Here is a 25,375-nt window from a genome sequence, read left to right as displayed (position 1 = left end):
TCATCGCCTGTACCTGTCAATCGTCCCGGGCTCGGGGCAGGCATCGCCGGGGCGCAACGTCCTTGCGCGGCGTTGACCGGTATACAGGCGCGGGTTCGGACAACATGGCCCGTATCGACGGATCGACGGTGCCCCGGGGCCGACATCCGCCCGTGTTCCGGGCCTCCTTCCGCGACCGGCCGAGCCCGGGACGCACCGTCATGGAAAGGCTAGCCGACATGCCGCGACCGATCGCAGCCCGCAGAACCTGGATCTTCGCGGCAGGGTCCGACGAGGCCGCCCTGCGCCGGGCCGCCGAGGCCCGGCCGGACGTGCTGATCCAGGATCTCGAGGACTTCACGCCGCCGCAGCTCAAGCGCCAGGCCCGCCTGCTGTGCCGCCGGACTGCCGACCTGTGCCGCGAGGCCGGCGTGATCCCGGCGGTCCGCATCAATCCGCTCGAACATGTCGGGCACGACGACCTCGCCGCCGCGATGCAGGCTGGAATCGGGGTGATCCTGCTCGCCAAGACGGCCGGTCCCGAGCAGGTCGCCACCCTCGACCGGGCGATCACCCGGCACGAGCGCGACCTCGGACTCGCCGTCGGCGCGACCGAGATCGTGCCGAACGTCGAGACCGCGGCGGCCCTGGTGCGCATCACCACCCTCGCCGAGGCCAGTTCGCGGGTGACCGCGATGCTGATGGCGAGCGAGGACATGGCCGCCGATCTCGGGGTCGGCCGGAGTCCGGGCTCCGAGGAACTGGCCTATGCCCGGGCGCGGTTCCTGTTCGAGTGCGTCGCCGCCGGGGTTCTGGCGATCGACTGTCCCTACACCTTCTCCCGCCGCGAGGACATCGACCGCGATCTCGACTTCGCGATCACCCGCGGGTTCAAGGCGAAGGCGCTGGTCGATCCCGCCCAGGTCGCCCATGTCAGCGCCCGGCTGACCCCTTCCGAGGATCAGATGACGGCGGCCCGGCGCTTGATCTCGGTGTTCGAGCAGGCCCGGGCCGAGGGCCGCACCCTGGCGGAACTCGACGGCCACCGCATCGAGGTGCCGTCCTACAAGGCGGCCCTCCGGCTGCTCGACCGGGCCGCCGTGCTGGGCGTGGGGTCACCCGCATCCGAGTCGTAGCAGCCTGGTCCGCCGCCTCCCGAACGCGAGCAGGTGCCGGCTGCAGCCGAACCGATGGCACCGGAAGGTCCGCTATGTTCAAGGCGCCGGTGCCTTCGTGGACGTTGGGAAAGGCAGTCCGGCGCGATCGGATGGAAATCGGAAGTTTCGATCAAGCAGGCTTCGACGTGATATTTTTAGTAAATTATCACGTCATTGGCGTGACGATGCGGGTTTTATCTGCTTCATGCGCATCGACCAACGGCCGCTTCGAGATGCAGATTGTCCCCACGAGCCAGCTCGGGTCCAGGGCGCGCGCCTCGCCGGGGACAAGGCGCGGGCGGCGGCCGGGATCAGCCTCGACGACCTCGACATCGTCGAGACCCATGACTGCTTCACGGTCGCCGAGCTGATCGAGTACGAGGCGATGGGCCTCGCCGCGCCCGGCGAGGGCTACCGGGTGGTGCGCGAGGGCATCGCCGAGATGGGCGGCCGGCTCCCGGTCAACCCGTCCGGCGGCCTCACGTCGCGGGGGCATCCGATCGGGGCGACCGGCGTGTCCCAGCACGTCATGGCCTTCCTGCAGCTCACCGGCGAGGCCGCGCCATGCAGGTCCCGGGTGCGGCGCTCGCGGGCGTCTTCAACATGGGCGGCGCGGCCGTCGCCAACTACGTCTCGATCCTGGAGCGCCGCAAGTAACCGCCGCTCCTCATGCTCCCAAGGGAGGCGTCGCCCCGGTCTCGCGCCGGGTGATGAGCCTCGCGCATCGCATGCGCAAGGCGGCCCGCCGCCGGCCCGGCGCGATCTGGATCGTCTGGGGCGAGAAGACCTGGACCTGGCTCCATCCTCTCAGAAGTTGGAGCCTCCGGGAAACCCGGGGCGGCTCGCGGCAGCCTGATCCGGGGGGCTTGGAACCGGCTCCCTCGCCGGAACGCTTCCGGCGCTGGAAATTCCGACGTCTTGCCTTTACCCTTCGTCAGGGCGGTGTCGATGTCCTCTTCTTGCCCGAGCCGAAACGGAATGTGGTTCCACTACAGATTATATGGTCTTACAATCATCTCCGAACGTCCCCTGCCTCTGTTGCGGCCGGAGCCGGACGAGGACCGTCCCGTCGATGTAACCATCCGTTTCGGGGTGGTGCGCACGCCTGATCTGCCCGTGCTGGGGGAGAGCCGGGGATTGACCGTCTATCAGGATGGCAGCGGCCTGTGGCTGTCCGGAACGGGGGCGCGCTTCCTGATCGCCGACGGCAGCTCCATCCTGGCCGACGTGCCGGCAGACATGAGCGGTGCCGGGATGCATACCTGCTTGATGGGGCCGGCCATGGCCTGGCTGCTGCACCTGCGGGACCGTCCGCCGCTGCATGCCTGCGTGATCGCCATCGGGGTGCGGGCCGTGGCGCTGGTCGGGAATTCCGGCGTCGGCAAATCCACGCTGGCCCGGGCGCTGCTGGCCCGGGGCCATGGGCTCGTGACCGACGATCAGGCGGTGATCGAGACGAATCCGGCCCTGGTCCATCCGGGATATCCCGCCATCAAGCTGTGGGCCGACAGCGCCCGCCTGCACGGCGATGAGACGCCCGAGACGCTGCGGGTCCTGCCGGACGTGGACAAGTTCCACCGGCCGTTCCCGGATCAGTTCCGGGAGACGCCGCTGCCGCTGGTGCTGACGGTCATTCTCAGGCGAGCCCCAGCCCTGACGGCGCCGGACGTCGTGCGGACGACCCCGATGCAGGCGGCGGCACTCCTGCAGCATTTCCTGTACCGCGCCAAGGAGGGGCGGCTGCTGAACCGGGGACGGGCCGGTTTCGACTGGACGATTGCCCTCTCGCGCGAGATGCCGGTGATAGTTTTGCGCCGCCCCGACAATCTCGACATGCTGAACTGCTTGTGCGATGAAGTCGAAGGGCTGGTAGACACGGCTATGCCCTTGTGATGTCGACCGAGGTGTCTTCCATGGACTTGCCGGACACAACCGAATCGCGGCCGCGCAGCTACCCGGCGCATTTTCATCTCATTCAGGATTTCCTGACTGCCGACGAATGCGCCCGGCTTGAAGCACGTCTGGGGCAGATGCGGGGGCAGCAGGCGAAGATCGGCGAGGCGCGACTTGATGTGGAGGTCCGCAGCACGCGCGTGCTGTTCGTGAAGGAGGATGCCGAATCCGGCTGGCTCTGGGAGCGGCTTGCGCGAACGGTGGCGCGGATCAATGCCGACCATTTCGGCTTCGACCTGGACGGTCCGCCCCAGACGCCGCAGCTGGGCGAGTATGCCGCCAGTGACGGGGGCCATTACGGCTGGCACGTCGATCGCGGCGGGGCCGGTGCCATGGGCCGGCGCAAGCTGACGATCTCCGTCCTTCTGTCCGATCCGGAGGGTTGCAAGGGCGGCGATCTGCATCTGAACGCGACCGGCCAGCCGTTCCAGGTGCCGCGCGCGCGGCCAGGCGGTGATCGTCCCGGCCACTGTCCTGCATCGGGGTCAGGCCGATATTCCAGGGGGTACGATGGTCGATGGTCGCCTGGTTCGCGCGCCCTGACTTCCGCTGATCCCGCTAGCCCGGCTGGGCCGTGTGGAGGGCCCGCAGGCGCGCATGTGGCCCCGCCATGAAGCGGGCGCAGAGCGCGCGCATCTCCGGGGTGGCGGCCGCCTGTTTGCGATCCGTATCGGGACGATAGACGGCAGCGTCATCCCGGCGCTTGGAATAGAGGCGGGCCTGTGCCTCCATGGCCGCCCGCTCTGCCCCCGTCGGCACGATCCCCAGCCGGGGCAGCAGACGGTCGTGGATGGCGCCGGGCAGCTCGGCATGGTCGATGATGATCCAATCGGCGGGCGCGCCCTCGATCGCGTCGGCCAGGGCGGCCATGGCCCTGCCCAGGCAGCGGGCGACGTACTCCTGCTCGGACAGTCCCGCCTGGGTGGACAGGGCGATGCCGCTGGCCAGCGGTGCCGTCGGCGAGCCCTTGGTCCCGGCCCAATGCGGTGGCTCCAGGATGTTGGAAACCAGGACCTCCAGCGGGTCGCGGATGATCATCAGCTTCGGCAGGCCGGGGCGGCAGGTCTCCAGCAGGGGAAGGCTTAGCCACTGGAAAAGAGCCATCTTCACGACCAGCGCCGTGGCCTGAATTGTCAGCTTCTGCCCCAACCCGGCCAGGATCCCCTCCAGCGCCGCCTGCCGCATGACGGAAGGGGCGAGATGCCATATCGGCCCGCATAGGCGGAGCATGACTCGCGGCTCGTTATAGATCTGGCAACTCCCCAGACAGTCGAGCATACGGCTGACCAGCGTCGATCCGCAGCGCGTGACATGGAAAATCACCAGTTCCAGCGGCAGGATCGGTCCGACCGGCGCGTAATCGCGGATGCGCGACCGAGCCAGGTTGGACCAGAAGAGGTCCCGGTCCGCCGGCAGTTGGGGAAACCGCTGCAGCAATGGCGCGTCGGGAGAGACCTCGCCGATCAAGAAAAAACCGCCGTCCCGGTCCGGCACGGCCTCGAAAGGAACTCGGATTGCCATACTGGAAGCGGGAGTCAATTCCGCCCTTCCTGCATCAGGATGAATTGCCCGACCCGCAGCCCGTTGCCCAGGGTATTTTGAAGGTAGATGTGTCGGTCGCCCCGCTGGGCTTCCTCCACGCTGGCCGGCCAATCCTCGAACAGGGCGCGCATGCGGGGCAGATCCAGGATCTCGCGGGCCATGGGGGATCGCTCGAGGCGCTCCAGTTCCGACCCGATCCAGTCTCGCCGCCGGTTCATCCAGGTGAACCATTCCCCGCCTATCCTGCCGACCACCGACTCGTTCGAAATGGAGGCGGGCAGACGGTCGGCGAGAATTCGCCGGGCGATGCTGCGGTGGACACCGTCCCGAAAATACTGGGTTCGGGGCAGGGCCAGGAAGAATGCCATGAGATCCGTGTCGCAGAAGGGGTTGCGCTCGCTCCATGGATACCGCGCTGTGCGGTAAGTGCGGCGGGCTCTGCGATAGCGGGCATGATCCAGGGCAGTGAGTTGCCGGTCGAGGTCGGGCGAACCGGTGCGGTAAGGCAAAGCCTCCGCGAGAGAATCCGGGCCGATCTGGTCTCGCTTTCGTGGATTGAGCGGAGTGAAGGAGCGCCATCCATCGACGGGGCGTCCCCGCAACCGCCGGATGCGGCATCGCATCTCCGCCGACAGCAAGGGGGCGAGTGCCGATCCCTTGAATTCGGCCCACGTATACGGCTGGTAGGTGGAGCCCCGCTTGCGCAGGTTGGCCATCAATCCCAGCAGATCCCCATTCTTGAGCTGGTCGGCCGGCACGAACTCGCCCGCGTAACTGAACGTATGATTCCCGAACACGCCGGTCAGGACGACGGACGCCCCGAGTTCATGGGCCTTGCGCTCAAGGGAGCCGAACATCCACGCATGCATGAACAGCCATTGGATCGGCCAGTCCCGCGGCAGGTAGCGGCCGCCGGCCCCTTCTTCCTCCGGGCCTGACAAAGTCGCATCGACGGCATGGCCGATCAGGTTGGGGTATCGGCTGAGGACGGGCTGAACCCGTTCCCAATCATCGTAGAACCCTTTGCCGCCGAGATCGGGCAGTATCGCCGTCGGGTCGTGGCGGATCGTGACGGTATGGATCGGGCCGTGATGCAGCCTGGCCGCCGTCGCCGTCACGGCGCTGGAATCCAATCCACCCGACAGGGTACTGAGAACGCAACCATCCTTGGGCAGCAGCCGGGCCACCGCCCGATCCAGAACCTCACGGCCAGCCTCGACCGCCTCCCGGTCGTCCCGGAATTTCAGGATCCGGGCCGGCACGAACGAGTAATAGGGCCGGATCTGCACATTGCCGTCGCGCCAGATGAGCAGATGGCCCGGCGGCAGCATCGTGATATTCTTCCAGGCGGTACGGGTGCCGGCCAGATCCTCCCGCCGCAACAGGAAGTAGACCAAAACATCCGGGTCCGGGACGCGGTCCACTCCGGGACAGCTCAACAAGGCATCGACGGTCGAAGCAACGATCAGCCCCCGTCCCACACGGGTGAAGAACAGGCTGCGCTGCCCCATGGGGTCGGTGGCCAGCAGCAGCCGTTCGGCATCCCCTTGCCAGTGGGCAAGGGCGAAATCCCCGTTCAACCGGGCAAGCCCGTCCTCACCCGATTTCGACAGGAGATGATCGGCGATGTCGGCGTCCACGCAGGACTCGTCCAGGCCAAGGGCTTGCGCCAGCTCGGCCCTATTTTGGAACTGGCCATCGACGAAGCAAGACGGCGTCCCCTCCGGGGAGCGACCCCCCGATGAAGCGTCGCCTGATCGCTCTGACTGAAAGCAGATTTCGAAATTTCTCAACGCGGCCGCGCGCGCCCATGGGTGACGGCCAAGTCCGAGCCTGGCGTCCAAGGGCAGTCCGTCATCTCCGCCGCATCTCAGGAGCATCATCTGTGGTTACGAGCCGGCTTTGGGTCGGGAGCTACTGGTGTCCGCTAAGCCGCTGGTCCCTCCAGTCAGTGTCAGCGCCTCGATGGAAGCTTCTTCGATCTTGGGAGATGCCCAAGCCCGCTTGCCCGGTACTGATACTGCCACCGGATCTTGACGATTCTCTTCGTCCACAAGAACCTCCATATCTTGAACAGGGCGGCATCTTCGGCTGAGGGCCACACGCATTCCTTAACGATATGCGCCCGGCCACTCAGTTTCGCCGGCTTGATGGACTGCCGGACACTGAGCATGAATTGCGCGCGAATGCAATGGTGAAGACCGTTGTGGATTTTCCTGTCTGAATCGATCATATCGAGGTTCGCTTATCCTAAAAAATGGTGCGATTACGCTCGGTCGAGTGCTGACAGTTCAAGCTCTAAACGCAAGATCGCATGGCTGTCATAGTCATGATATCGCATGTGTTTGCTATGAATCGACGACTCAAGAATTTGTCAAGAGGTCATTACATGAGATATCGCAAGGTTCTCACCATCTTGGTCATTGCAATGCCACGCACCGGGGCCCGCTATCCAGGCGATCGGGTGATGTCGAAAGAGGCGAAGTCTGTTCCGCTTGCCTCTGAACGTCCGGCGGTTCCGAATCCCAGTTTCCGCTGCGCAGCCCGGAAATGACGAGGCGGGTTTCCATGCCGGCCTGCAAGTCGAACCTCGAAGTCGAACGGACTCCGGGTGGGTCGGTCGAGACGGCAGGTGGGACTGCGCCGTCCGGCGTGGCCTGTTCTGCAGGCCGTCGCCGCCGCCGGCAGACGCAGCGCAACGCGCCTCCCCGCTGCATTGCTCGCCAAAGCGCGAAGTTCGCAGACAGCCAAGCCTTCCGAATCGACATCGCCGCCATGGCCGGCATTTGTCAGATCATGCCGATTCATTACCCAGAAGTGATTCTCGGCTAAATGGTTCGATTTTATTTTCTTAAGTCAACAAGAATTTTGTTAGAGCGATAATCTTCTAAATATGATAATCGCAGTGTGTATGGCCTTATTGACTTGGCAATATTTCTTGGATTATCGATTGAATCAGGGGCGGGCTAATGCGAATCGGCAAAATCGCGCCTTCCTCCTGATTTTATGCAAGGAGAAACATCGTGACGGACGCCTTTCTTGGCGAGATTCGCCTTTTTCCCTATTCGAAAATTCCGAAGGAGTGGCTCCCCTGCAACGGGCAAGCCATGAATATCAGACAGTATGCAGCTCTATACTCCCTTCTAGGAGTTCGGTTCGGCGGCGATAGCGTCAGTTTCAATCTGCCGAACCTCAACGGCTGCACCATCGTCGGTGCCTACGATCCGACCAACTCTTTCCCGCCCCAGGTCGGCAACAAGGGCGGCACGGAAACGGTCACCCTGACGGCGGCACAGATGCCCCCCCACATCCATATGGTGGACGCGGCCTCGACAGGGACCCCGGTCGGCTCCGCTTCGGGTGCCTATTTCGCGGCGCCTATCCTTCCCCCCAACGTTCCGGCCCCTCCGCCCGCGGTGCCGCCGATCTACGGCTCCAATCAGAACAACAATGTCGGCCTGAACAGTTTCGCCGTCACCGAGACGGGCGGAGGTCAGGCGCACGAGAACCGCCAGCCCTACCTGGTGCAGGTCTACGCCATCTGCAACTCCGGCATCTATCCGCCCCGCCAGTGACCGGCGAACTCAAGACAGGAACCTGACGATGGTTGATTCTTTCATCGGTGAAATTCGCCTGTTCGCGGGCCGGGTCACCCCTGCCAACTGGCATGACTGCGACGGCAGCACGCTGCCGATCAACAACAACCAGGCGCTCTTCACGCTCCTCGGCACCCTCTATGGCGGCGACGGCCGGACGACCTTCGGCCTGCCGAATCTCATGGGCCGCATCCCGGTGGGCGCGGGCCAACTCACCGGCGGCCAGAACTATGCCTTGGCCGGGACCGGGGGAAGCAGCACGGCGACCATCGCGCTGACGCAGATGCCGAACCATGACCATTCCCTGATGGCGAGCTTGAAGCCCGCTTCGACGACCAGTCCGGCAGGCGCGATGCTGGCCGATCCCGGCGACGACTTCAGCATGTACGTCACCTACGCATCGACCCAGGCGACGATCGCGATGGCCACCGACGCGGTCGGCTTTGTCGGATCCGCGGCGCCGCATGAGAACACCATGCCCAGCACGGCCATCCGCTACATCATCAGCCTGTCCGGCCTCTTCCCGCAACAGAACTGAATCAGGGGGATCATCATGGACGCCTTCGTCGGAGAGATCCGCGCTTTCCCGTATACGTTCACGCCGGCTGACTGGCTGCTGTGCGACGGAACGCAATACAACGTGCAGCAATACCAGGCCCTCGCTGCCGTCATCGGCAGCGTCTATGGCGGCGACGGCTTTCAGACGTTCAAGGTTCCCGACCTGCGCGGCCAGGCCGTTCTCGGGTCGAACGGCGTCGGGACGGCGCCCAACCCCGTGAACCAGAAGACCGGAAAGGCCGCGGTCACCTTGGACGAGGGCCAGCTTCCGTCGCACAATCACAACCTGCAAACCCAGGGCAACACCACTCGCCTGGCCGCGCCGTCCAACGCGGCGCTGATGCTCTTCCCTCGCTACAACTCGCCGGTGGACCACAACGACTACAACATTCGCACCTACGTCCCGGCGATGACCGGTCCGACCAAGGTCCCCATGAATCCGGCGACACTGGCACCCGCTGGCAGCGGGCAGCCACACCCCAACCTGTCGCCTTTCGTCATCTTCAACTTCTGCATCTGCGCGATCGGGACTTTCCCGGTTCAGAACTGACATCGGATCGGGAAAGGTCCGGGGCGGAACGGGATCGTCCCACCCCGTCTCGCCACCCGGCTTCATCACGAGGGCCGGTTCCGCCGCCGAGGATCCCGTCGCCGGGCCCATGGCGGCGGAACCGGTCGAGTCCACCTTGTCCGCCGAGTCACGTCCATGACGACGCTGCCGCCCTTTCCGCCGCCGCCGGCGGGGTTCGCGCCGCCCTCCGCCCCGGGGCTCACGCTCACGCCGTGCCGGCCCGCCGACCTGCCGTTCCTCCATCGCCTCTACCGCTCGACCCGCGAGGACGAGATGGCGGCGACCGGCTGGGATGCGGGCTTCGTGCGGACCTTCTGCGACCAGCAATTCGCGGCGCAGCACCGCGACTGGATCGGCCGCTTCCCCGCCGCCGCCTTCCTGCTGATCCGGCGCGGCCGCGATCCGGTGGGCCGGCTCTACGTCGATGCCGCGCCGGCGGCGCTCCATGTCATCGACATCAGCCTGACGCCTGCCGTTCGCGGCCGGGGTTTCGGCACCGCCCTGTTGACGGCACTGATCGGTCAGGCCGCCGCCGGCGGCAGGATCGTGACGCTCGCCGTCGACCCGCTCAACCAGCGTGCGCGATCCCTCTATCGCCGCCTGGGCTTCCGGGAAACCGGACGCAGCCCGTCGCGGCTGACGCTGAGCCATCCGGGGGACTCCAACGGGCTGGCCCAGCCCGGCGCGCCGATGCTAGGCTCCGTTGGGTAACCTACCGTCCGGACATCCCCATGCTCACCCCCGAATCCCGCCTCTCCCGTTCCCCCGATCCGCTGACCAGCGAGATCGACGGGGAACTGGTGATGATGGACGTGGAATCCGGAAAGTATTTCAACCTGGACGCCATCGGCACCGACATCTGGAACCGGATCGGGGACGGCATCGGTTTCGGCACGCTGTGTGCGGCCCTGGCGCAGGATTACGACGCGGAGGCTGCCACCATCGCCCGTGACGTGACGACCTTCGTCACGACGATGGCCGACAAGGGTCTGGTGCGCATCAAACCGTAACCGGACGCGCCATGCCGGCGCATTCCGGGTCGGTGCTCCTGCCGCCCGCCGGTGGCGGCCGGATCGGCTTGTTCGTCAAGCGGCATCGGAACAGGCTCGAACCGCCCCGGGCTTCCAGCAGGCTCCGATCGCCGCCTGCTCGCGCCGACCGACAACGTTCCTCCCGCCGAAGCCCGCGATCATGCCCGTGTCGGCGATCAAGCCTTGGTTGCGCGACCCGAGAAACCTGCTTCCCGACAACCTGCCTCCGACGAAACCGGAGCGGTTGAAGCCGGTCCGTCCCCGTGCTCCCGGCTCGATCCGCGTCGCCCCACCGCCGTCCCGCGCAGCGCCCTCAACCCCCCGGCAAGCGCGCCGCGATGCCGGCGACGACCTCCTCGACGATGTCGGAGAGCTCCGACGGCGCCACGCCGTCGCGCGCCTGGATCGAGAGGCCCTGCATGAGTGCGGCCAGATGCCGGGCCAGCTTCTCCAACCGCTCGCCCTGAGCGTGAGGAGACAAGGCCTGCACGATCCTCCCGCGCAGGGCCTCCCGCCGCGCGGCGGCGTCGCGGGCCAGGTCGGCGTGATCGGGATGACAGGCGACGAGGCCGCTCGAGATCATGCAGCCTCTCTCGTCCCGTCGCTCGGTCACGGCGGCTACGGCCCCGGTGAGCAGCACGCGCACCGCCTCCGGCAACGACGGCGCCGAGCGGATCGCCGCCAGGTCCAGACGCCCCCGGGTCTCTTCGTAGCGCTCCACCGCCCGCCGGTAGAGGTCCGCCTTGCTGCCGAAGGCGGCGTAGAGGCTCGGGGGGGCGATCCCGATCGCCTTCGTCAGGTCGCCGATCGAGACCCCCTCGTAGCCGTGGCGCCAGAACAGCAGCATCGCAGTATCGATCGCGGCGTCCCGGTCGAAACTCCACGGCCGCCCGCCGCGCGCTTTCGCATCCTGTTTCATAGCGATCACTAAAAGATGCCCGACCGTCGTGGTCAAGGCTATGAAATAGTGATCACTAAAACCGGCACGAACTCGCCGTCGCCAAGACGCGAGACACGCCCCGCACGGATTCGCTTCCGGCTCCCCGCCACGTCACGCCGGGAGTCCGACCCTGCGGTCGAGGCAAGCGACCTCCGCCGCGACGAGGGCGGCGACCTCGGCGGCCTGGCTGCGGATGTCCGGCACCGCCACGCATTCCCAGAGCGTGCCGCGCAGGAGCGGGCCCAGCGTCCAGAGCCGCTCCGCCCGCCCGGCGCGCAGGCGGTAATCGTCGCCGGCCGCGAGGCCGAGCCCGAACGGGTCCGGCCGCGCGAGGCCGCGCACGATGAGGCGGCGCAGCAGCGGGTCGTCGGTCTCGTCGATGCGCCCGATTCCGGTGGCGTCGACGATCCCCTGCACCGCCAGGATCTCGTCCGTGACGCCGCCCCGCGGCCGGATCGTCACGACCGCCTCGCCGGGATCGTCCGCGATGGCGAGGATGCGCCCGGCCCGCACGTCGAGGCTGCCGGCGGCGATCTCCCTGGCGATCGCCTCGGCGGCCGGCGGGGCGGTGCGGTGGCGATGCACGTCCCAGAACGGCCGCAGATGGCGCAGGAAGCGCGCCCGCTCGGGCGCCGGCAGGCTGCGCCAGAGATAGCCGATGATCGGCCGGAGCGCGTCGATTACGTCGCGCCAGTCGTGCCCGGCCCGCGCCGCCGCAGCGATCTCGGCCCGGATCCGACGGGTCAGCCGGGTCAGGGACCCGAGATCGGCAGCCGTGAGATCGGGGACCGGCCAGGGTGTCGTCGGCGCGTGGACGTTCGGCACGAGGCCGCGCCGCGACAGGGCGACGATCCGGCCGGAAAAGCCCCGGCCGCGCAGGGAGGCGACCGCGTCGACCATGGTGAGGCCGGTCCCGACGACGAGCACCGGCCGGTCCGGGTGCAGCCGGCCGAATTTTTCGGGCCGCCACGGATCGAGCCGGTGGCGGCTCGGCGGCGCGCCTGGGCCCGTCAGGTTACCCATGGCGAGCACAACGCCGGCCACCGCGTAGGAGGCGCCGCCCTCGGTGCGCAAGGAGTAGCCGCCCGCCACCGGAACGAGATCGATGACCGCGTCGTGGACGAGGTGGAGCCGCGGCACGCCCTCGGCCACGACCGCCTGCGTGAGCAACTCGCCCAGGTAGCGGCCGTAGAGCGCGCGGGGCGCGAAGGTGCCGGCCGGCGTCGCCGCGACGCCCGCCCGCTCGTCCTCCGGCACTCCGCCGAGCCAGGTCGAGAAATGCGCCGGCCGGTCGGGATAGGCGCTCATGTTGGCCGCGCGCAGGTTGAGCAGGTGGGCCGGCGCCTCGGTGCCGTAGGCGAGCCCGCGCCCGAAGCTGCCGGCCCTCTCGCACAGCAGCACCGACCAGGACCGGGGCAGGGCGGAGAGGAGGTGGAGCGCCGCCATGCTGCCGCTGAAGCCGGCGCCGACGACGGCGATGACCGGGTTCATCGAAACGATCCGTCAGGCGGTGCGCAGCAGGAATGCGAAGGCGGCCAGGATCAGCACGGCGCAGAGCACGACGACGACGAGGCCGGGGCTCGGTTCGGAGGGATGGAACGGCACGGCCGGATCGGGGAGTTGCGGCATGAGGTGTCCTCGCGCGACGAACGGGGAGGTGGCGCCCCCGGGGGAGGGGGCGCGGCGAAGGGTCAGAAGTCCGGGACGGCGGGGGGCGGCGAGGCGGCCTTGTCCTTCGGCCGGTCGGCGACGAGCGCTTCCGTCGTGACGAGCAGGCCCGCCACCGAGGCCGCGTCCTGGAGCGCCGTGCGCACCACCTTCACCGGGTCGACGATGCCCGCCTCGATCAGGTCGAGATAGGTCTCTCCTTGCGCGTCGAAGCCGTAGGTGTCGGACTCGCTCTCGCCCACCTTCGCGACCACGATCGAGCCCTCGACCCCGGCATTGGCGGCGATCTGGCGGATCGGCGCTTCGAGCGCCTTCAGGACGATCTTGATGCCGGCCGTCACGTCCGGGTTGCCGCCCTGGAGCGCCGCGACCGCGCCGCGGGCGCGCAAGAGCGCGGTGCCGCCGCCCGGCACGATGCCCTCCTCGATCGCCGCCCGGGTGGCGTTCAGGGCGTCGTCGACCCGGTCCTTGCGCTCCTTGACCTCCACCTCGGTGGCGCCGCCGACCCGCAGCACCGCGACGCCGCCGGCGAGCTTCGCCAGGCGCTCCTGCAGCTTCTCGCGGTCGTAGTCGGAGGTGGTCTCCTCGATCTGCCCCTTGATCTGGGCGACGCGGGAGGCGATCTCGGACGCCTCGCCGGCGCCGTCGACGATCGTGGTGCTCTCCTTGTCGATCCGCACCCGTTTGGCGCGGCCGAGCTCGGCCAGCGTCACGCTCTCGAGCTTGATGCCGAGCTCTTCCGAGATCGTCTGGCCCTTGGTCAGGATCGCGATGTCCTCGAGGATCGCCTTGCGGCGGTCGCCGAAGCCCGGCGCCTTGACGGCCGCGACCTTCAGGCCGCCGCGCAGCTTGTTGACGACGAGGGTCGCCAGCGCCTCGCCCTCGATGTCCTCGGCGATGATGAGGAGCGGCCGGCCCGACTGGACCACGGCCTCCAGCACCGGCAGCAGCGGCTGGAGCGACGAGAGCTTCTTCTCGTGGATCAGGATATAGGGCTCGTCGAGCTCGACGGTCAGCTTCTCGGCGTTGGTCACGAAGTACGGCGAGAGGTAGCCGCGGTCGAATTGCAGGCCCTCGACCACGTCGAGCTCGGTCTCGGCGGTGCGCGCCTCCTCGACCGTGATGACGCCTTCCTTGCCGACCTTCTCGACGGCCTGGGCGATCAGCCGGCCGATCTCGGCGTCGCCGTTGGCCGAGATGGTGCCGACCTGCGCGATGGCGTCCGACGCCGTCACCTTGCGGGCGCGGCCGGCCAGGTCCTGCACCGCCGCCGCCACCGCGAGGTCGATGCCGCGCTTGAGGTCGAGGGGATTGAAGTTGGCGGCGACCGCCTTCGCACCCTCCTTGACGATGGCCTGGGCCAGCACGGTCGCGGTGGTGGTGCCGTCGCCGGCGATGTCGTTGGTCTTCGCGGCGACCTCGCGCAGGAGCTGGGCGCCGAGATTCTCGAACCGGTCCTCCAGCTCGATCTCCTTGGCGACGGTGACGCCGTCCTTGGTGATCCGGGGCGCTCCGAAACTCTTCTCGATCACGACGTTGCGGCCCTTCGGGCCGAGCGTGACCTTGACCGCGTCGGCCAGGATGTCGACGCCGCGCAGCAGGCGCTCGCGGGCATCGGACGAGAACTTCACGTCCTTGGCAGCCATGGGATTTCCGTCCTTCTCGATTGTCCGGGGATCAAGCCGCGATCACGCCGAGGATGTCGGCTTCCTTGAGGATCAAGAGGTCTTCGCCGTCGATCTTGACCTCGGTGCCGGACCACTTGCCGAACAGCACCCGGTCGCCGGCCTTCACGTCGAGGGGCGTCGGGGTGCCGTGGTCGTCCCGGGGGCCGGGGCCGACGGCGACGATCTCGCCCTCCTGCGGCTTCTCCTTCGCGGTGTCGGGGATGATGATGCCGCCCTTGGTGGTCGCCTCGGTGTCGAGGCGGCGCAGCAGCACGCGGTCATGCAAGGGCCGAAAGGCCATCGGGGAAGCCTCCTGGTGGGAATTTGGATCGGGCGGGCCCGCATTCGGGGCCGCATCCGATGGTCCGAAGGTGTCCGGAAGCATTCGCCAAGTCAACGAGATTGTTCTTTTTAAAGAACGACACCAGGGAGATCATCGACCCGAAACCGGCGGCGTATCGAGAAGATTCTCCGCGGTGATCCTGCTCGACGACGTGGCGGACGGACCCGCACGCGATGTCCCACGGCGGGGGTGGCGTCCGGCTCACCCGGGCGATGGCACGTCGTTCGGTATCTCGAACGCGCCAGGGATTGGTGGCCCGAGCTGTCACGGCGGTGCCGGCGTCACGCGGTGCCGGTCCCGCGGATGCCGGTGCGGCCGGCGGACGACCGCGGGGTCGGCCGGGGCGAGGCGGCGGCGGTCGAACGCCGGAGAGACTTCGCCCTCCGGCACGATCCGCCCGGCGAGGCGCGCGAGGGCCTGCCGCGCCATCATCGCGGGTAGGGGACGGGATCCTCGTGCGGCGGGACGGCCGGTCCGGCGACGTGCCGCGGCCGGCTCCCGGAACCGCGACAGCGCTTCGGAATAGGTCTGCACGGCGACCCCGTCCCGGTCCTCGTCATAGGCGGCCGATCCCGTGCCGCCGGGGCCCGGCGCCAGCATCGCGAAGCCGTGCCGATCGTAGCTGCCGTCGTGGGAGAGATGCGTGTCGCGGACGAGCGTCGGCGCGGCCCGCGCGTCGTCGCACGCCGCCCTACAGCGCCAGCTGGACGGGGCCGCTTCCCGCGGCGGGCACCGCGCAGCAGATCAGGACCTCGTCGGCGGCGACCGGAGCCGTGGGCTCGCGCCGGTAGGTGACCGTCCCGGCGAGGAGCCGGGTCCGGCATGTGCCGCAGGTGCCGGCCCGGCAGCTGAAATCCGGGTCGAGGCCGCGGCCTTCCGCGAGCTCCAGGAGCGTCCCGGATCCCGGCGACCAGCGCGCCTCCTTGGACGAATCCAGGAAGGCGACCGCCACCGGCTCCTCCGCTTCCGGCGGCCGCTCCGGCGCGGCGGCGGCCGGGACGCTCCGCACCAGCGCCGAGGGCCCGAACGCCTCGGCGTGGATGCGGTCATCGGCGACGCCCAGGCCGCGCAGGGCGTCGTAGAGCGCCTGCGTGAAGGCGGGCGGGCCGCACAGATAGACGTCGGCATCTCCGGGCGGCAGGATCCCGGCGAGGAGGGCCCCGTCGATCCGGCCCGCTTCCTCGTAATCGACGCCCGCGACCGCCTCGCCCGGGTCGCTCAGCACCCGCACGATCCCGACCCGTCCGCCCGACGCGGCGGCGAGATCGGCCAATTCCCGCCCGAAGGGCATCTCGTCCCGGTTGCGGGCGGCCAGGACCAGGGTGGCCGGCCGGACGTCGCCGCGGCGCAGGCCCTCGTGGACGAGGTGGCGCAGCATCGCCAGCAGCGGCGTGACGCCGACGCCGCCGGCGAGGAGCAGAGCCGGGCGCGGCGCCCGCGGGTCGAGGGTGAAGCCGCCCTCCGGCGCCCGCGCCTCGACCGTGTCGCCGACCCGCAGATGGTCGTGCAGGTGGCCGGACACCGCGCCGTCGCGCTTGACGCTGATCCGGTAGATCCCGTCCGAGGGCGCGACCGACAGGGTGTAGGTGCGCAGGACCGGCCTGTCCGCGCCGGGCACCGTCACGCGGATCGGCAGGTGCTGCCCGGCCCGGTGCGGGACGAGCCCGGCCCCGTCCGCCGGCAGGAGGTGGAAGGAGCGGATCGTCCGGCTCTCGTCGACGATCCGGGTGACCGTGAACGGGCGCCACCGCGTCGCGAGGTCGGCGGCGCGCAGCCGCGCGGCGGCCTCGCGCCAGTCGCCGGTCGCCAGGGCGTTCGGCGACCAGCCCTCCGCCCGCAAGCGCCAGCGCAGCGGCAGCGCCCCCCGCCGGCGCACGACCCGGCGCGGCCGGAAGGTCCAGAGCCGCTCGGCGCCCCGGAAGGCGGCGATCTCCGGCGAGGACAGGATCACCTCGGCCTCGCCGGTCATCTGCAGCAGGTCGCCGGTCGCGAAATCGGCGAAGACCAAGCCGGCCTTGCCGTTCGCCAGGATGTTGCCGAGCGTGGCGAAGAAGAGGTTGCCGGCGAAGTCGGGAATCGTCAGCGCGCCGTCGGCGGCGACGCGGACGAAGCCGGCCTTGCCGCCGCGATGCGAGACGTCGACCTGCCGGCGAGCCTCACCGTCCTCGTCGCGCTCGACGTAGGAGGCGACGAAGAAGGTGTCGGCCCCCTCGATCGTCGCCCGGGCTTCCGCGTCGAGCCCGTCGCGCTCCTCGACCTCCCCGGTGAACGGCGCGCGCGGATCGCGGACGACGATCGCGTCGCGCTGCTGGATGTATTGCGGGCAGTTGCCGAAGCTCTGATCGACCGCGATCGTCAAACCCTCGTCGGTCGCGGCGCGGACGAGGCCGTTGAGCCGGTTGCGGCGGCGGGTGTGCAGCTCGATGCCCAGCAGCCCCACCGCCTCGCCGGCCCGCAGGCCCGCGCCCGCCGGGTCGGCGGGATCCGCCGGCGCCGCCAGGGTGAGGGTGCGCGGGTCCGGCGCGGCGAGGAAGCCCGGCGCCCCGGCGAGGATCGTCGCCCAGGCGTCGCCGCTTGCGTCGACGCTGCCGAGGACGACGAAGGGAAGTGTCTCGAAGAACGTGCGGTGCTGCGCGGGCATATGGTCCCGCACTACGCGCCGGCCGACTTCCTCCATGCGGCCGGCGACGCCGACCTGCGCCTGGATCGCCCGCTCGCCCGGATGCCAGACCGGCAGCGCCGGCAGGGTGAGACCTTCGCTCATGCTGTCCTCCTCGGTTCCGTTCTCCTCGTGGGCGCGCCGGCGGGGCGCGCCGGGGCGCCCTCACGCGGCGGCGGTGAGGCCGGCCGGCGTCTGGGCGAAGGGCAGGAAGCCCGGCAGGGCCTCGATCCGGCGCAGATACGCGCCGACTTGCCTGTAGCCCGACAGGTCGACGTTGCCCTCGGGGGCGCGCGCCACGTAGCTGTAGAGCGCGACATCCGCGATGGTCGGGCGCTCGCCTACCAGCCAGTCCCGGCCGGCGAGGTGGGTCTCGAGGCGCCGCAGCAGCGTGTGGGCCCGGCCGATCACCTCCTCGGGGTCGAACGCGGCGCCGAACACCGTGACGAGCCGCGCGGCGGCGGGGCCGTACGCCACCTCTCCGGCCGCGACCGACAGCCAGCGCTGGACGGCGGCCGCGCCGGCCGGATCCTCCGGCAGCCAGTCGGTCCGCCCTAGCTTCCTGGCGACGTAGACCAGGATCGCGTTGGAATCCGCGACGACCGTGCCGTCGTCGTCGAGCACCGGCACCTGCCCGAACGGGTTCAGGGCGAGGAAGTCCGGCGCCTTGTGCGCGCCTGCCGCGAGATCGACCTCGACGGCCTCGTGCGGCACGCCGAGGAGCGACAGGAACAGCCGCGCCCGGTGGGCGTGGCCGGACAGGGGGTGGTGGTAGAGCTTCATGACCGTGCTCCCTGAAGAGGGGATCGGGGCCGTCCCGATCCGCGAGGAGCACGATGATCCCATCGGGCAGCGCGGAGAATGCGCGCTGTTTGCACTTCATCGTTGCGGAGAGTGGAATAATCAGGCCGAGCGTCGAAGCCCGGGATGGGGGCGCCTGCTGTTGCGCAGCTTGCCTCGCCCGGAGCCTGCTCGATGGTCTCCGAAAGATGTCGCGCCGTCCACGTCATCCCGGGGCTCGACGAAGTCGAGAACCCGGGATCCATGACCGCTGACGGTACAGAACAAGGCGACCAGCGTTCCGCTTCTTCCTGAACTGTCGGCGGTTATGGATCCCGGGTTCCGCTTGCGCGGCCCCGGGATGACGACGGAGGATGGACGTTCGGCCGGTGAACGCAGACTGTCTCTCGATCGACGATCGACCTCGGCGAAAACTCCAGATATTCCCTGGCATCTGCGCCGCGACCGCCCCGTCACCCCTCCTCCGGCACGAGGCCGACGGGAGGGCCCGGACGCGTGGCGCCGGCGATGATCGCCTCCCAGGTCTTGCCTTGCGCCCGCAGGAACGCGATCGAGGGCCCCTCCGGGTTGCCGTAGACCCGGATCGTCCGCGCGGCGATGCGGCTGCGGTACGGCTCCGGCGTCAGGTCCTTGTAGTGGATCGCGAGGCGGCGGCGCTCGGCGTGGACCGCCCGGGCGATGGCCTCGGGCGGCAGGCCGGCGCGGCGCAGGGCGGCGACGTGCTCCGCCAATCCGCGCACGGCGGCCTCGTAATCGTCGCGCAGGGTCACCGGCCGGCGCCCGCGCGGGGCGGCGCCTCGCAGGCCCGCGCCCCCGCCCAGGCGATCGCGAAGCCCGGATGGATGACGAAGGCGGCACCCTCCCGCCGGTACCAGCCGTTCGCCGCCGGCACGTGGCCCCGCCCGTGGACCGCCGTGGTGACGTGGCCGAGGATCGCCGCGACGGACTCCGCCGTGCCGTGCCGCAGCATCTCGGCCGGATCCAGCGTGCCCTGCGCCGCGAAGGCGTCGATCAGCGCGAGGGACCGGTCTTCCGGGATCATCCGCCTGCGGGCCGCGAAGAGCCGGCGCGCCCGATAGGCCGCCGCTGCCCAGTCCATCGCCGTGTCCGCCTCCGCCTGTCGCCCCGGGGAGCATCGGCCGGGCGGCGGCGATGTCAAGCGTCCGCGCCCTCACGGGGAATCGCCGCGCCGCGGGTGGGCGGCACGCCGGCCCGGGACGGCCGGCGTGCCCATGAGAGCATCGTCCGACGAAGCGGAGACCGGTTCGTCGCAGGCGATGCGGCCCAATCGAAGACCTGGAGCGCCATCCCACCGCAACGCGATCGGATGGTGCTCCCGCGCTTCAGTACGGCTTCGGCTTCATCAGCGTACCGCGGGTGGAGAGGAACGCCACGACGATCCACGGACAGACGAACACCAGGAAGAACAGCAAGCCCATCACGAGCCTCCTCTCGGTTGTGTCACGCTCAACCCCATCAATGCCGCGCGGCTGCCGGGGGTTGCACGCCGGCCGCGCGACGAGAGCCGGGCTACTCGCTCCCGGCCGGCTCGTCGGTGTCCCGGGCGCGGTGGAGCAGGAAGATCGACACCACCATCACCAGGATCAGCCCGGCGAGCACCCCGAGCTCGATCATCGAGGCGCGGAACAGCGCCTCCTTCTGCGGGGTCCAGGCCGATTCGTGCATCTGCTCGGCGGTCTGCAGCGTGAGGACGAGGACGCGCCGGATCGAGGCGATCAGCCCGACGATCAGGAACGGCTCGCAGGTCAGCTTGCCCGAGCGCATCGACACCCGCACCGTGTGCAGGATCTCGACCAGCATCAGCAGGAACAGCAGCCGGTCGACCACGTCGAGGAGCTGCGCGGCAGCTCCCACCGACGTGACCGCCTTCAGGGTCATGCCGGCGGCGTCCACCAGCGCCATCACGGCGGTGAGCGCCAGGAGCACGCCGAGGGCGGCGTAGATCGCGTGCTCGGTGTGCAGGAAGACGAAGGCGGAGAGCCGCGTCAGGCGCCCGCCCTCGGCCTCGGCCTTCTCCAGTTTCGCGGTCTCGACCATGACTGTCTCCGGAGGGGGTGGCGAGGTGTCGGGGTCCGCGCAGGGGGATCAACGAAGCGCTCTGGGCATGCGGAACGGCAGCATCAGGCGCACCAGTGGGTTGGTGAACCGGTCGAGGTCGAGAGCCTCGTGCACCGGCCGCACCGCCTCGCCGCAGATCCGCGCCGAGAGCAGCGAGCGGGAGTAGAACGGCGCGTCCTCGAACTTCCGCACCACGGAAGCCCGGCCGTCGTCGCTGCGGGTGGCGCGGGGCAGGCGCCAGAGCGTCGGCGGCAGGGCGGCCGGACCGGGCGGCTCGATCGGGCGCGGGGTGCCGTCGGGATCGAAGCGCAGCGACAGGTCCTGTCGAGTGCCGTCGCGGCGCTCGACGTCGTAGAGGATCGCCGCGCCGTGCCGGAGCGTCGAGCGCGACCAGGTCCAGCTCCGGAACGAGTCCTCGAGGGGCACGTCGCCGTCGTTGGTGTCGAAATAGGCGTGGCCGTTCCAGCGCAGGGACGGCCTGTCGAGCGCCACCTCGATCCGCGAGGACGGCGCGAGCGGCCACCAGCGGTGGCGCCCCTCCGCGTCGAGGGTGAAGGGGCCCGGCGTGATCCCGGCCGGCCGCACCCGGATGGTGCCGGAGAGCCGCGAGGGCAGGGGGCTCGTCACCTCGTCGACCCGGATGGTCAGCACCGTGCCGTCCCACTCCATCGCGCTCGGGCCGATGGCCAGCGAGGTCGCATCGCGCGCGACGCTGGCGCGGCCGCGCTCGGTCATCGCCCAGGCCTTGGGCCGGCCGTACAGCACCACGTTGACGGCCGAGTGGTTGATCGGGTCGCCGCGCCCGCTCCAGGCGTAGTAGGGCGAGAACACGCTGCCGAGGAACGCGATCACGGTGATCCCGTGCTGCCCGTCGTCGCTGACGCCGTCGACGTACCACCAGGCATAGCCGCCGGGCGGAACGCTCGGGTCGAACCGAGGTCCTTGAGCCCGAGATCCTGGAGGACACTCGCCGCCGCGAGCCGGCCCGATTGCGCCGCCATCGGCACGCCCGGTCCCGGATGGACGCTGCCCCCCGCGAGATACAGCCCCGGCAGCCGCGTGCGCGCCCCCGGGCGGCGGAACGACGCCATCCAGCCGTGCGAGGCCCGGCCGTAGAGCGCCCCGCCCGTCGCCGGAAACAGCGTCTCGAACTCCGCCGGCGTCGTGGTCGTCCGCGCCGTCTCGGCGATCGTCAGGCCGCAGGCGGAGAGCCGCCGGCTCATCGTGTCGTGGCATCGGGCGATCTCCTCGGAGGAAAAGGCGGCGCCGCGGGCGGGCGCGTTGACGAGGCAGAGCAGGGCTTCCGGCGACTGCGACGGCACCGCCTCGTCGTGGCGGTCCTGCGCGCAGACATAGACGGTGGGGTCCCGGGGCAGGCGGCCGGCCCGGGTCAGGTCGGCGAACTCGGCCGCGTAGTCGGGCGAGAAGAACACGTTGTGGCGCACGAGGTCGAAGCCCGCAGGCCGGCCCGCCACCGCGAAGGTCACGGCCGAGAGCGAGCGCTCGCCCGCGGGCACCGGATCGACCGCCCGGGCCGGTTCCTTCCCGAACAGCCCGGTGGCGAGCGCCGCCGCGTCGGCATTCGCCACCACGCGGGTGGCCGGCAGCCGCTCGCCGGTGTCGAGGGCGACGCCGGTCACGCGCCCGCCTTCGACGACGATGTCGGTGGCGGCGACGCCGTAGCGCAACGCCGCCCCGCGCTCGGCGGCGAGATCCGCGACGGCGCTCGCCAGCCGCGACAACCCGCCCGCGACGGTCCAGACCCCCTCCATCTCGACATGGGCGACGAGCATCAGCGTCGCGGGGGCGGAGTAGGGCGAGGAGCCGCAATAGGTGGCGTAGCGGCCGAAGAGCTGGCGCAGGCGGGAATCGCGAAAATGCTCGCCCAGCGCGGCCCAGAGCGTGGTGAAGGGCTGGATCCGCATCAGCCCGCCCAGGCCCCGCGGCCCGGCCCGCATCGCGAGGTCGACCGGGCTCGGCCGCTGGCCGCGGATGAACGGGCCTTCCAGGGTGCGGTAGATCTCCGCGGCCCGCTCGCGAAAGCGCCGAAAGCCCTCCGCCTCGCGCGGGCCGGCGAAATCGGCGATCGCCGCCTCGGAGCGGGCCGGATCGGCGAAGAGGTCGAGGCGCTCGCTCCCGCTCCAGGCGTGGCGGGCGAGCACCGACGCAGGCGCGAGGGCGACGCGGGAGGCGAGCTCGGCGCCGCACTCCGAAAAAATTTCCTCGAAGACCCAGCGCATGGTGAAGACGGTGGGACCGGCCTCGACCGCGAGCGGCCCGGCCGGGACCCGGCGCATCTTGCCGCCGGGCGCACGCTCCTTCTCGACCAGCGTCACCGGCAGTCCGGCGGCGGCGAGCGTCAGGGCGGCGGTGAGCCCGCCGATCCCCGCCCCGATCACCACCACGCGTTCGTCCGCCACGCCGTTGATCTCCCGCGGCAACAGTGTCAATCTAAATTGACAGTCTGAGATGTTCAAACGAAATGACATCCGGGAGAGACGTCATGATCGCGGGAATCGGAGCGACGGGAGCCGTGGACCACGGGCGGCGTATCGAGCGGGCGCTCGACATGGCCGTGTCCTACGCGGAGGCGCCGGGCGCGCCGCCGCGCCTGGCGGAGGCGATCCGCTACGCGGTCTTCCCGGGCGGGCACCGGATCCGGCCCCGCCTCTGCCTCGCGGTGGCCCGCGCCTGCGGCGACGACGACCCGGCCGCCTCGGACGCAGCGGCGGCCGCCATCGAGCTCCTGCACTGCGCCTCGCTGGTCCACGACGACCTGCCCTGCTTCGACGACGCGGCGCTCCGGCGCCAGAAGCCGACGGTCCACGTCGCCTATGGCGAGCCGGTGGCGCTTCTCACCGGCGACGCCCTGATCGTGCTCGCCTTCGAGACGCTGGCCCGCGGCGCCGCGCGGACCCCGACGCGGCTCGCGGCCCTGGTCGGGCTGGTGGCCCGGGCGGTGGGCTCGCCCGCCGGCATCGTGGCGGGCCAGGCCTGGGAATCCGAGCCGCAGGTCGGGCTCTCGGTCTACCAGCAGGCCAAGACCGGCGCACTCTTCGCCGCCTCGACGGTGACGGGCGCCGCCGCCGCCGGGGCCGAGGCGAGGGGCTGGCGGCTGCTCGGCGAGTATCTCGGCGAGGCCTACCAGGTCGCCGACGACCTGCGCGACGTCGCCTGCCGCCAGGAGGAGATCGGCAAGCCGGTCGGGCGCGACGTCACCCTCGGGCGGCCGAACGCGGCGGCCTTGCTCGGCATGGACGGGGCGCTTCGCCGCCTCTCCGACCTCGCCCACGAGGCGATGGCGGTGATCCCCGACTGCCCCGGCGTCGCGGCCCTGCGCGAGGAGATCCTGGCCCAGACCCGGCTCTTCCTGCCGGCGCGGCTGGCGCAGAGCCTGGTGGTGGCGTGAGCGCGATGGCCGGACGTGCCTCCGCCTGGATGGGCTCGCGCGCCCTGAACCCTCCCCCCTCCGCGGGGGAGGGTGCCCGGCGGAGCCGGGCGGGAGAGGGGCAGCGCGACGCTGATCCAGAGGGCGCCCCTCATGACGCGCGCGACCTCTCCGGAAGCGTATTCCCCTCTCCCGGCTCGCTTCGCTCGCCACCCTCCCCCGCAGAGGGGGGAGGGGTATGAGCCCCGGCCCGCACGCCCTTCCGGCAACCCCGGTTGTCTCCCCCCCCTGGCACGAGCGCTACCTCGCCTGGCGCCACCGCCTGATCGCCAGCCCCCGCTTCCAGCGTTTCGCCGCCGCCTTCCCGCCCACCCGTGGGATCGCGCAGCGCAACGCCCGGACCCTGTTCGATCTCTGCGCCGGCTTCGTCTACGCGCAGGTGCTCGCCGCATCCCTGCGCCTCGACCTGTTCCGGATCCTCGCCGACGGCCCGCTCGCGCCCGAGGACCTGGCCCGCCGCCTCGACCTGCCGCCGGACCGGGCGCTGTGCCTCTTGCGCGCCGCCGCCTCCCTCGGTCTCCTGACGGCCCTGCGCGACGGGCGCTTCGCCCTGGGTGATCTCGGCGCGGCGCTCCTCGGCAACCCGTCCGTCGCCGCGATGGTCGCCCACCACGCCATGCTCTACGACGACCTGCGCGATCCCGTGGCGCTGCTGCGCGGCACCGGCGGACCCACGCGGCTCTCCGGCTACTGGGCCTATGCGGGCACCGACGATCCGGCCGGGATCGACGAGGACGCGGTCGCCCCCTACGGCGCGCTGATGGGCGCCTCGCAGGCCCTCGTCGCCCGCGACATCCTCGAGGCCTATCCGCTCGGCCCTCACGCCCATCTCCTCGATGTCGGCGGCGGCGAGGGCGCCTTCGCGATCGAGGCGGCGCGGAGCGCCCCGTCCCTGCGCGTCACCCTGTTCGACCTGCCGCCGGTCGCGGCCCGCGCCGGGCGCCGCTTCGCTGCGGAAGGACTCTCGGGGCGCGCCACGGCGAGCGGCGGCAGCTTTCACGATGGGCTGCCGCCGGGAGCCGACGCGGTGTCGCTGGTGCGGGTCGTGCACGACCACGACGACGGGCCCGCCCTCGCGCTCCTCAAGGCGGCTCGCGCGGCCCTGCCGCCCGGCGGCACGCTGCTCCTCGCCGAGCCGATAGCCGGCACCCCCGGCGCCGAGCCGGTCGGCGACGCCTATTTCGGCTTCTACCTCCTCGCCATGGGCAGCGGCCGGCCGAGAACGGCCGCCGAACTCACGGCGATGCTCGAAACTGCCGGTTTCGCGCGGGTGCGCGAACGCCGGACGCGGCGCCCGATGCTGGTCCGCCTGCTCGTCGCGACAGCCCCTGACGGATCATCCGTCTCAAAAGTGTAAAGCAAACTTGACGCACGTTGTTGTCC

26 protein-coding genes and 1 pseudogene are annotated in these 25,375 nt (G+C 70.1%); 12 read left to right on the top strand and 15 right to left on the bottom strand.

Going from position 1 to position 25,375, the window contains the following annotated elements:
- Positions 1–218 precede the first annotated feature (218 nt).
- The 4 genes and pseudogenes from BM430_RS23685 to BM430_RS34195 all read left to right on the top strand — a co-directional run bounded on the left by BM430_RS23685 (position 219) and on the right by BM430_RS34195 (position 3,703).
- Positions 219–1,115, top strand: a complete 897-nt coding sequence (locus BM430_RS23685; RefSeq protein ID WP_177303155.1) for an HpcH/HpaI aldolase/citrate lyase family protein — start codon at positions 219–221, stop codon at positions 1,113–1,115.
- Between the two features lie 313 nt (positions 1,116–1,428).
- A pseudogene (locus BM430_RS23680) lies at positions 1,429–1,793 on the top strand (thiolase domain-containing protein); the annotation flags it as partial.
- A 321-nt stretch (positions 1,794–2,114) separates the two neighbouring features.
- The gene (locus BM430_RS23670) at positions 2,115–3,029 is read left to right on the top strand and encodes a phosphoenolpyruvate carboxykinase (ATP) (RefSeq protein ID WP_177303154.1); all 915 of its coding nucleotides are present in this window, start codon (positions 2,115–2,117) and stop codon (positions 3,027–3,029) included.
- 20 nt (positions 3,030–3,049) lie between these two features.
- Positions 3,050–3,703: a 2OG-Fe(II) oxygenase family protein gene (locus tag BM430_RS34195; protein WP_177303153.1), complete on the top strand. Its 654-nt coding sequence runs from the start codon at positions 3,050–3,052 to the stop codon at positions 3,701–3,703.
- On the opposite strand, the gene BM430_RS23665 is transcribed toward BM430_RS34195, so the two are convergent.
- Both BM430_RS23665 and BM430_RS23660 read right to left on the bottom strand, forming a co-directional pair.
- Positions 3,648–4,556 carry an aspartyl/asparaginyl beta-hydroxylase gene (locus BM430_RS23665; protein WP_143132111.1) on the bottom strand — a complete coding sequence of 303 codons (909 nt, stop codon included), beginning with the start codon at positions 4,554–4,556 and terminating at the stop codon, positions 3,648–3,650. The two genes, BM430_RS34195 and BM430_RS23665, sit on opposite strands and share 56 nt — an antisense overlap.
- Positions 4,557–4,624: 68 nt before the next feature.
- The gene (locus tag BM430_RS23660; RefSeq protein WP_244539638.1) at positions 4,625–6,511 is read right to left on the bottom strand and encodes an asparagine synthase-related protein; all 1,887 of its coding nucleotides are present in this window, start codon (positions 6,509–6,511) and stop codon (positions 4,625–4,627) included.
- A 688-nt stretch (positions 6,512–7,199) separates the two neighbouring features.
- Here BM430_RS23660 and BM430_RS34190 point away from each other — a divergent pair.
- The 6 genes from BM430_RS34190 to BM430_RS23635 all read left to right on the top strand — a co-directional run bounded on the left by BM430_RS34190 (position 7,200) and on the right by BM430_RS23635 (position 10,366).
- Positions 7,200–7,463: a hypothetical protein gene (locus BM430_RS34190; RefSeq protein ID WP_143132110.1), complete on the top strand. Its 264-nt coding sequence runs from the start codon at positions 7,200–7,202 to the stop codon at positions 7,461–7,463.
- Between the two features lie 191 nt (positions 7,464–7,654).
- On the top strand, positions 7,655–8,206 hold the full coding sequence (locus BM430_RS23655; protein WP_177303151.1) for a phage tail protein: 552 nt from the start codon (positions 7,655–7,657) through the stop codon (positions 8,204–8,206).
- Between the two features lie 28 nt (positions 8,207–8,234).
- Positions 8,235–8,765, top strand: coding sequence for a phage tail protein (locus BM430_RS23650; RefSeq protein ID WP_093569696.1), 531 nt, complete (start codon positions 8,235–8,237; stop codon positions 8,763–8,765).
- 15 nt (positions 8,766–8,780) lie between these two features.
- Complete coding sequence (locus BM430_RS23645; protein ID WP_093569695.1) at positions 8,781–9,335, top strand: phage tail protein; 555 nt, start codon at positions 8,781–8,783, stop codon at positions 9,333–9,335.
- A 156-nt stretch (positions 9,336–9,491) separates the two neighbouring features.
- The gene (locus BM430_RS23640; protein WP_093569694.1) at positions 9,492–10,067 is read left to right on the top strand and encodes a GNAT family N-acetyltransferase; all 576 of its coding nucleotides are present in this window, start codon (positions 9,492–9,494) and stop codon (positions 10,065–10,067) included.
- 20 nt (positions 10,068–10,087) lie between these two features.
- Positions 10,088–10,366, top strand: coding sequence for a PqqD family peptide modification chaperone (locus tag BM430_RS23635; RefSeq protein WP_093569693.1), 279 nt, complete (start codon positions 10,088–10,090; stop codon positions 10,364–10,366).
- A gap of 334 nt (positions 10,367–10,700) precedes the next feature.
- On the opposite strand, the gene BM430_RS23630 is transcribed toward BM430_RS23635, so the two are convergent.
- From BM430_RS23630 to crtD, 13 genes are all read right to left on the bottom strand, one after another.
- The gene (locus tag BM430_RS23630) at positions 10,701–11,306 is read right to left on the bottom strand and encodes a TetR/AcrR family transcriptional regulator (RefSeq protein WP_093569692.1); all 606 of its coding nucleotides are present in this window, start codon (positions 11,304–11,306) and stop codon (positions 10,701–10,703) included.
- A gap of 132 nt (positions 11,307–11,438) precedes the next feature.
- On the bottom strand, positions 11,439–12,818 hold the full coding sequence (locus BM430_RS23625) for an FAD/NAD(P)-binding protein (protein ID WP_093569691.1): 1,380 nt from the start codon (positions 12,816–12,818) through the stop codon (positions 11,439–11,441).
- Between the two features lie 12 nt (positions 12,819–12,830).
- Positions 12,831–12,956, bottom strand: a complete 126-nt coding sequence (locus BM430_RS35590; RefSeq protein WP_280142288.1) for a hypothetical protein — start codon at positions 12,954–12,956, stop codon at positions 12,831–12,833.
- A 62-nt stretch (positions 12,957–13,018) separates the two neighbouring features.
- Positions 13,019–14,641: a chaperonin GroEL gene (gene groL / locus BM430_RS23620; RefSeq protein ID WP_093569690.1), complete on the bottom strand. Its 1,623-nt coding sequence runs from the start codon at positions 14,639–14,641 to the stop codon at positions 13,019–13,021.
- Positions 14,642–14,672: 31 nt separating this feature from the next.
- Complete coding sequence (locus tag BM430_RS23615; RefSeq protein ID WP_093569689.1) at positions 14,673–14,963, bottom strand: co-chaperone GroES; 291 nt, start codon at positions 14,961–14,963, stop codon at positions 14,673–14,675.
- Between the two features lie 306 nt (positions 14,964–15,269).
- On the bottom strand, positions 15,270–15,605 hold the full coding sequence (locus BM430_RS23610) for a hypothetical protein (RefSeq protein WP_093569688.1): 336 nt from the start codon (positions 15,603–15,605) through the stop codon (positions 15,270–15,272).
- A 91-nt stretch (positions 15,606–15,696) separates the two neighbouring features.
- Positions 15,697–17,769: a pyridoxamine 5'-phosphate oxidase family protein gene (locus BM430_RS23605; protein ID WP_093569687.1), complete on the bottom strand. Its 2,073-nt coding sequence runs from the start codon at positions 17,767–17,769 to the stop codon at positions 15,697–15,699.
- A 60-nt stretch (positions 17,770–17,829) separates the two neighbouring features.
- Positions 17,830–18,447 (bottom strand): glutathione S-transferase family protein, encoded by a 618-nt coding sequence (locus BM430_RS23600; RefSeq protein WP_093569686.1) that lies wholly within the window; start codon positions 18,445–18,447, stop codon positions 17,830–17,832.
- Positions 18,448–18,917: 470 nt separating this feature from the next.
- Entirely contained in the window at positions 18,918–19,235 is a 318-nt protein-coding gene (locus BM430_RS23595) for a cell wall-binding protein (protein WP_093569685.1), read from the bottom strand.
- The gene (locus BM430_RS23590) at positions 19,232–19,564 is read right to left on the bottom strand and encodes a hypothetical protein (RefSeq protein WP_093569684.1); all 333 of its coding nucleotides are present in this window, start codon (positions 19,562–19,564) and stop codon (positions 19,232–19,234) included. Before BM430_RS23590 ends, BM430_RS23595 begins: the two co-directional genes overlap by 4 nt.
- Positions 19,565–19,995: 431 nt before the next feature.
- On the bottom strand, positions 19,996–20,523 hold the full coding sequence (locus BM430_RS23585; protein ID WP_093569683.1) for a phosphate-starvation-inducible PsiE family protein: 528 nt from the start codon (positions 20,521–20,523) through the stop codon (positions 19,996–19,998).
- A gap of 48 nt (positions 20,524–20,571) precedes the next feature.
- Positions 20,572–21,396 carry a carotenoid 1,2-hydratase gene (locus tag BM430_RS23580; RefSeq protein ID WP_244539634.1) on the bottom strand — a complete coding sequence of 275 codons (825 nt, stop codon included), beginning with the start codon at positions 21,394–21,396 and terminating at the stop codon, positions 20,572–20,574.
- Positions 21,393–22,964: a 1-hydroxycarotenoid 3,4-desaturase CrtD gene (crtD, locus tag BM430_RS23575; protein ID WP_093569748.1), complete on the bottom strand. Its 1,572-nt coding sequence runs from the start codon at positions 22,962–22,964 to the stop codon at positions 21,393–21,395. Before crtD ends, BM430_RS23580 begins: the two co-directional genes overlap by 4 nt.
- 113 nt (positions 22,965–23,077) lie before the next feature.
- Between crtD and BM430_RS23570 the strand changes: the two genes are divergently transcribed.
- Both BM430_RS23570 and BM430_RS23565 read left to right on the top strand, forming a co-directional pair.
- A complete protein-coding gene (locus BM430_RS23570) occupies positions 23,078–23,953 on the top strand; it encodes a polyprenyl synthetase family protein (RefSeq protein ID WP_093569747.1) in 876 nt (291 codons plus the stop codon).
- Positions 23,954–24,170: 217 nt separating this feature from the next.
- On the top strand, positions 24,171–25,349 hold the full coding sequence (locus tag BM430_RS23565; protein WP_093569682.1) for a methyltransferase: 1,179 nt from the start codon (positions 24,171–24,173) through the stop codon (positions 25,347–25,349).
- Positions 25,350–25,375: the final 26 nt, after the last annotated feature.

The sequence above is a fragment of the Methylobacterium sp. 174MFSha1.1 genome, assembly GCF_900116815.1.
Lineage (GTDB): Bacteria > Pseudomonadota > Alphaproteobacteria > Rhizobiales > Beijerinckiaceae > Methylobacterium.
The sequence above is the reverse complement of the archived record's forward strand: the minus strand, read 5'-3'. Positions and strand labels throughout refer to the sequence as shown.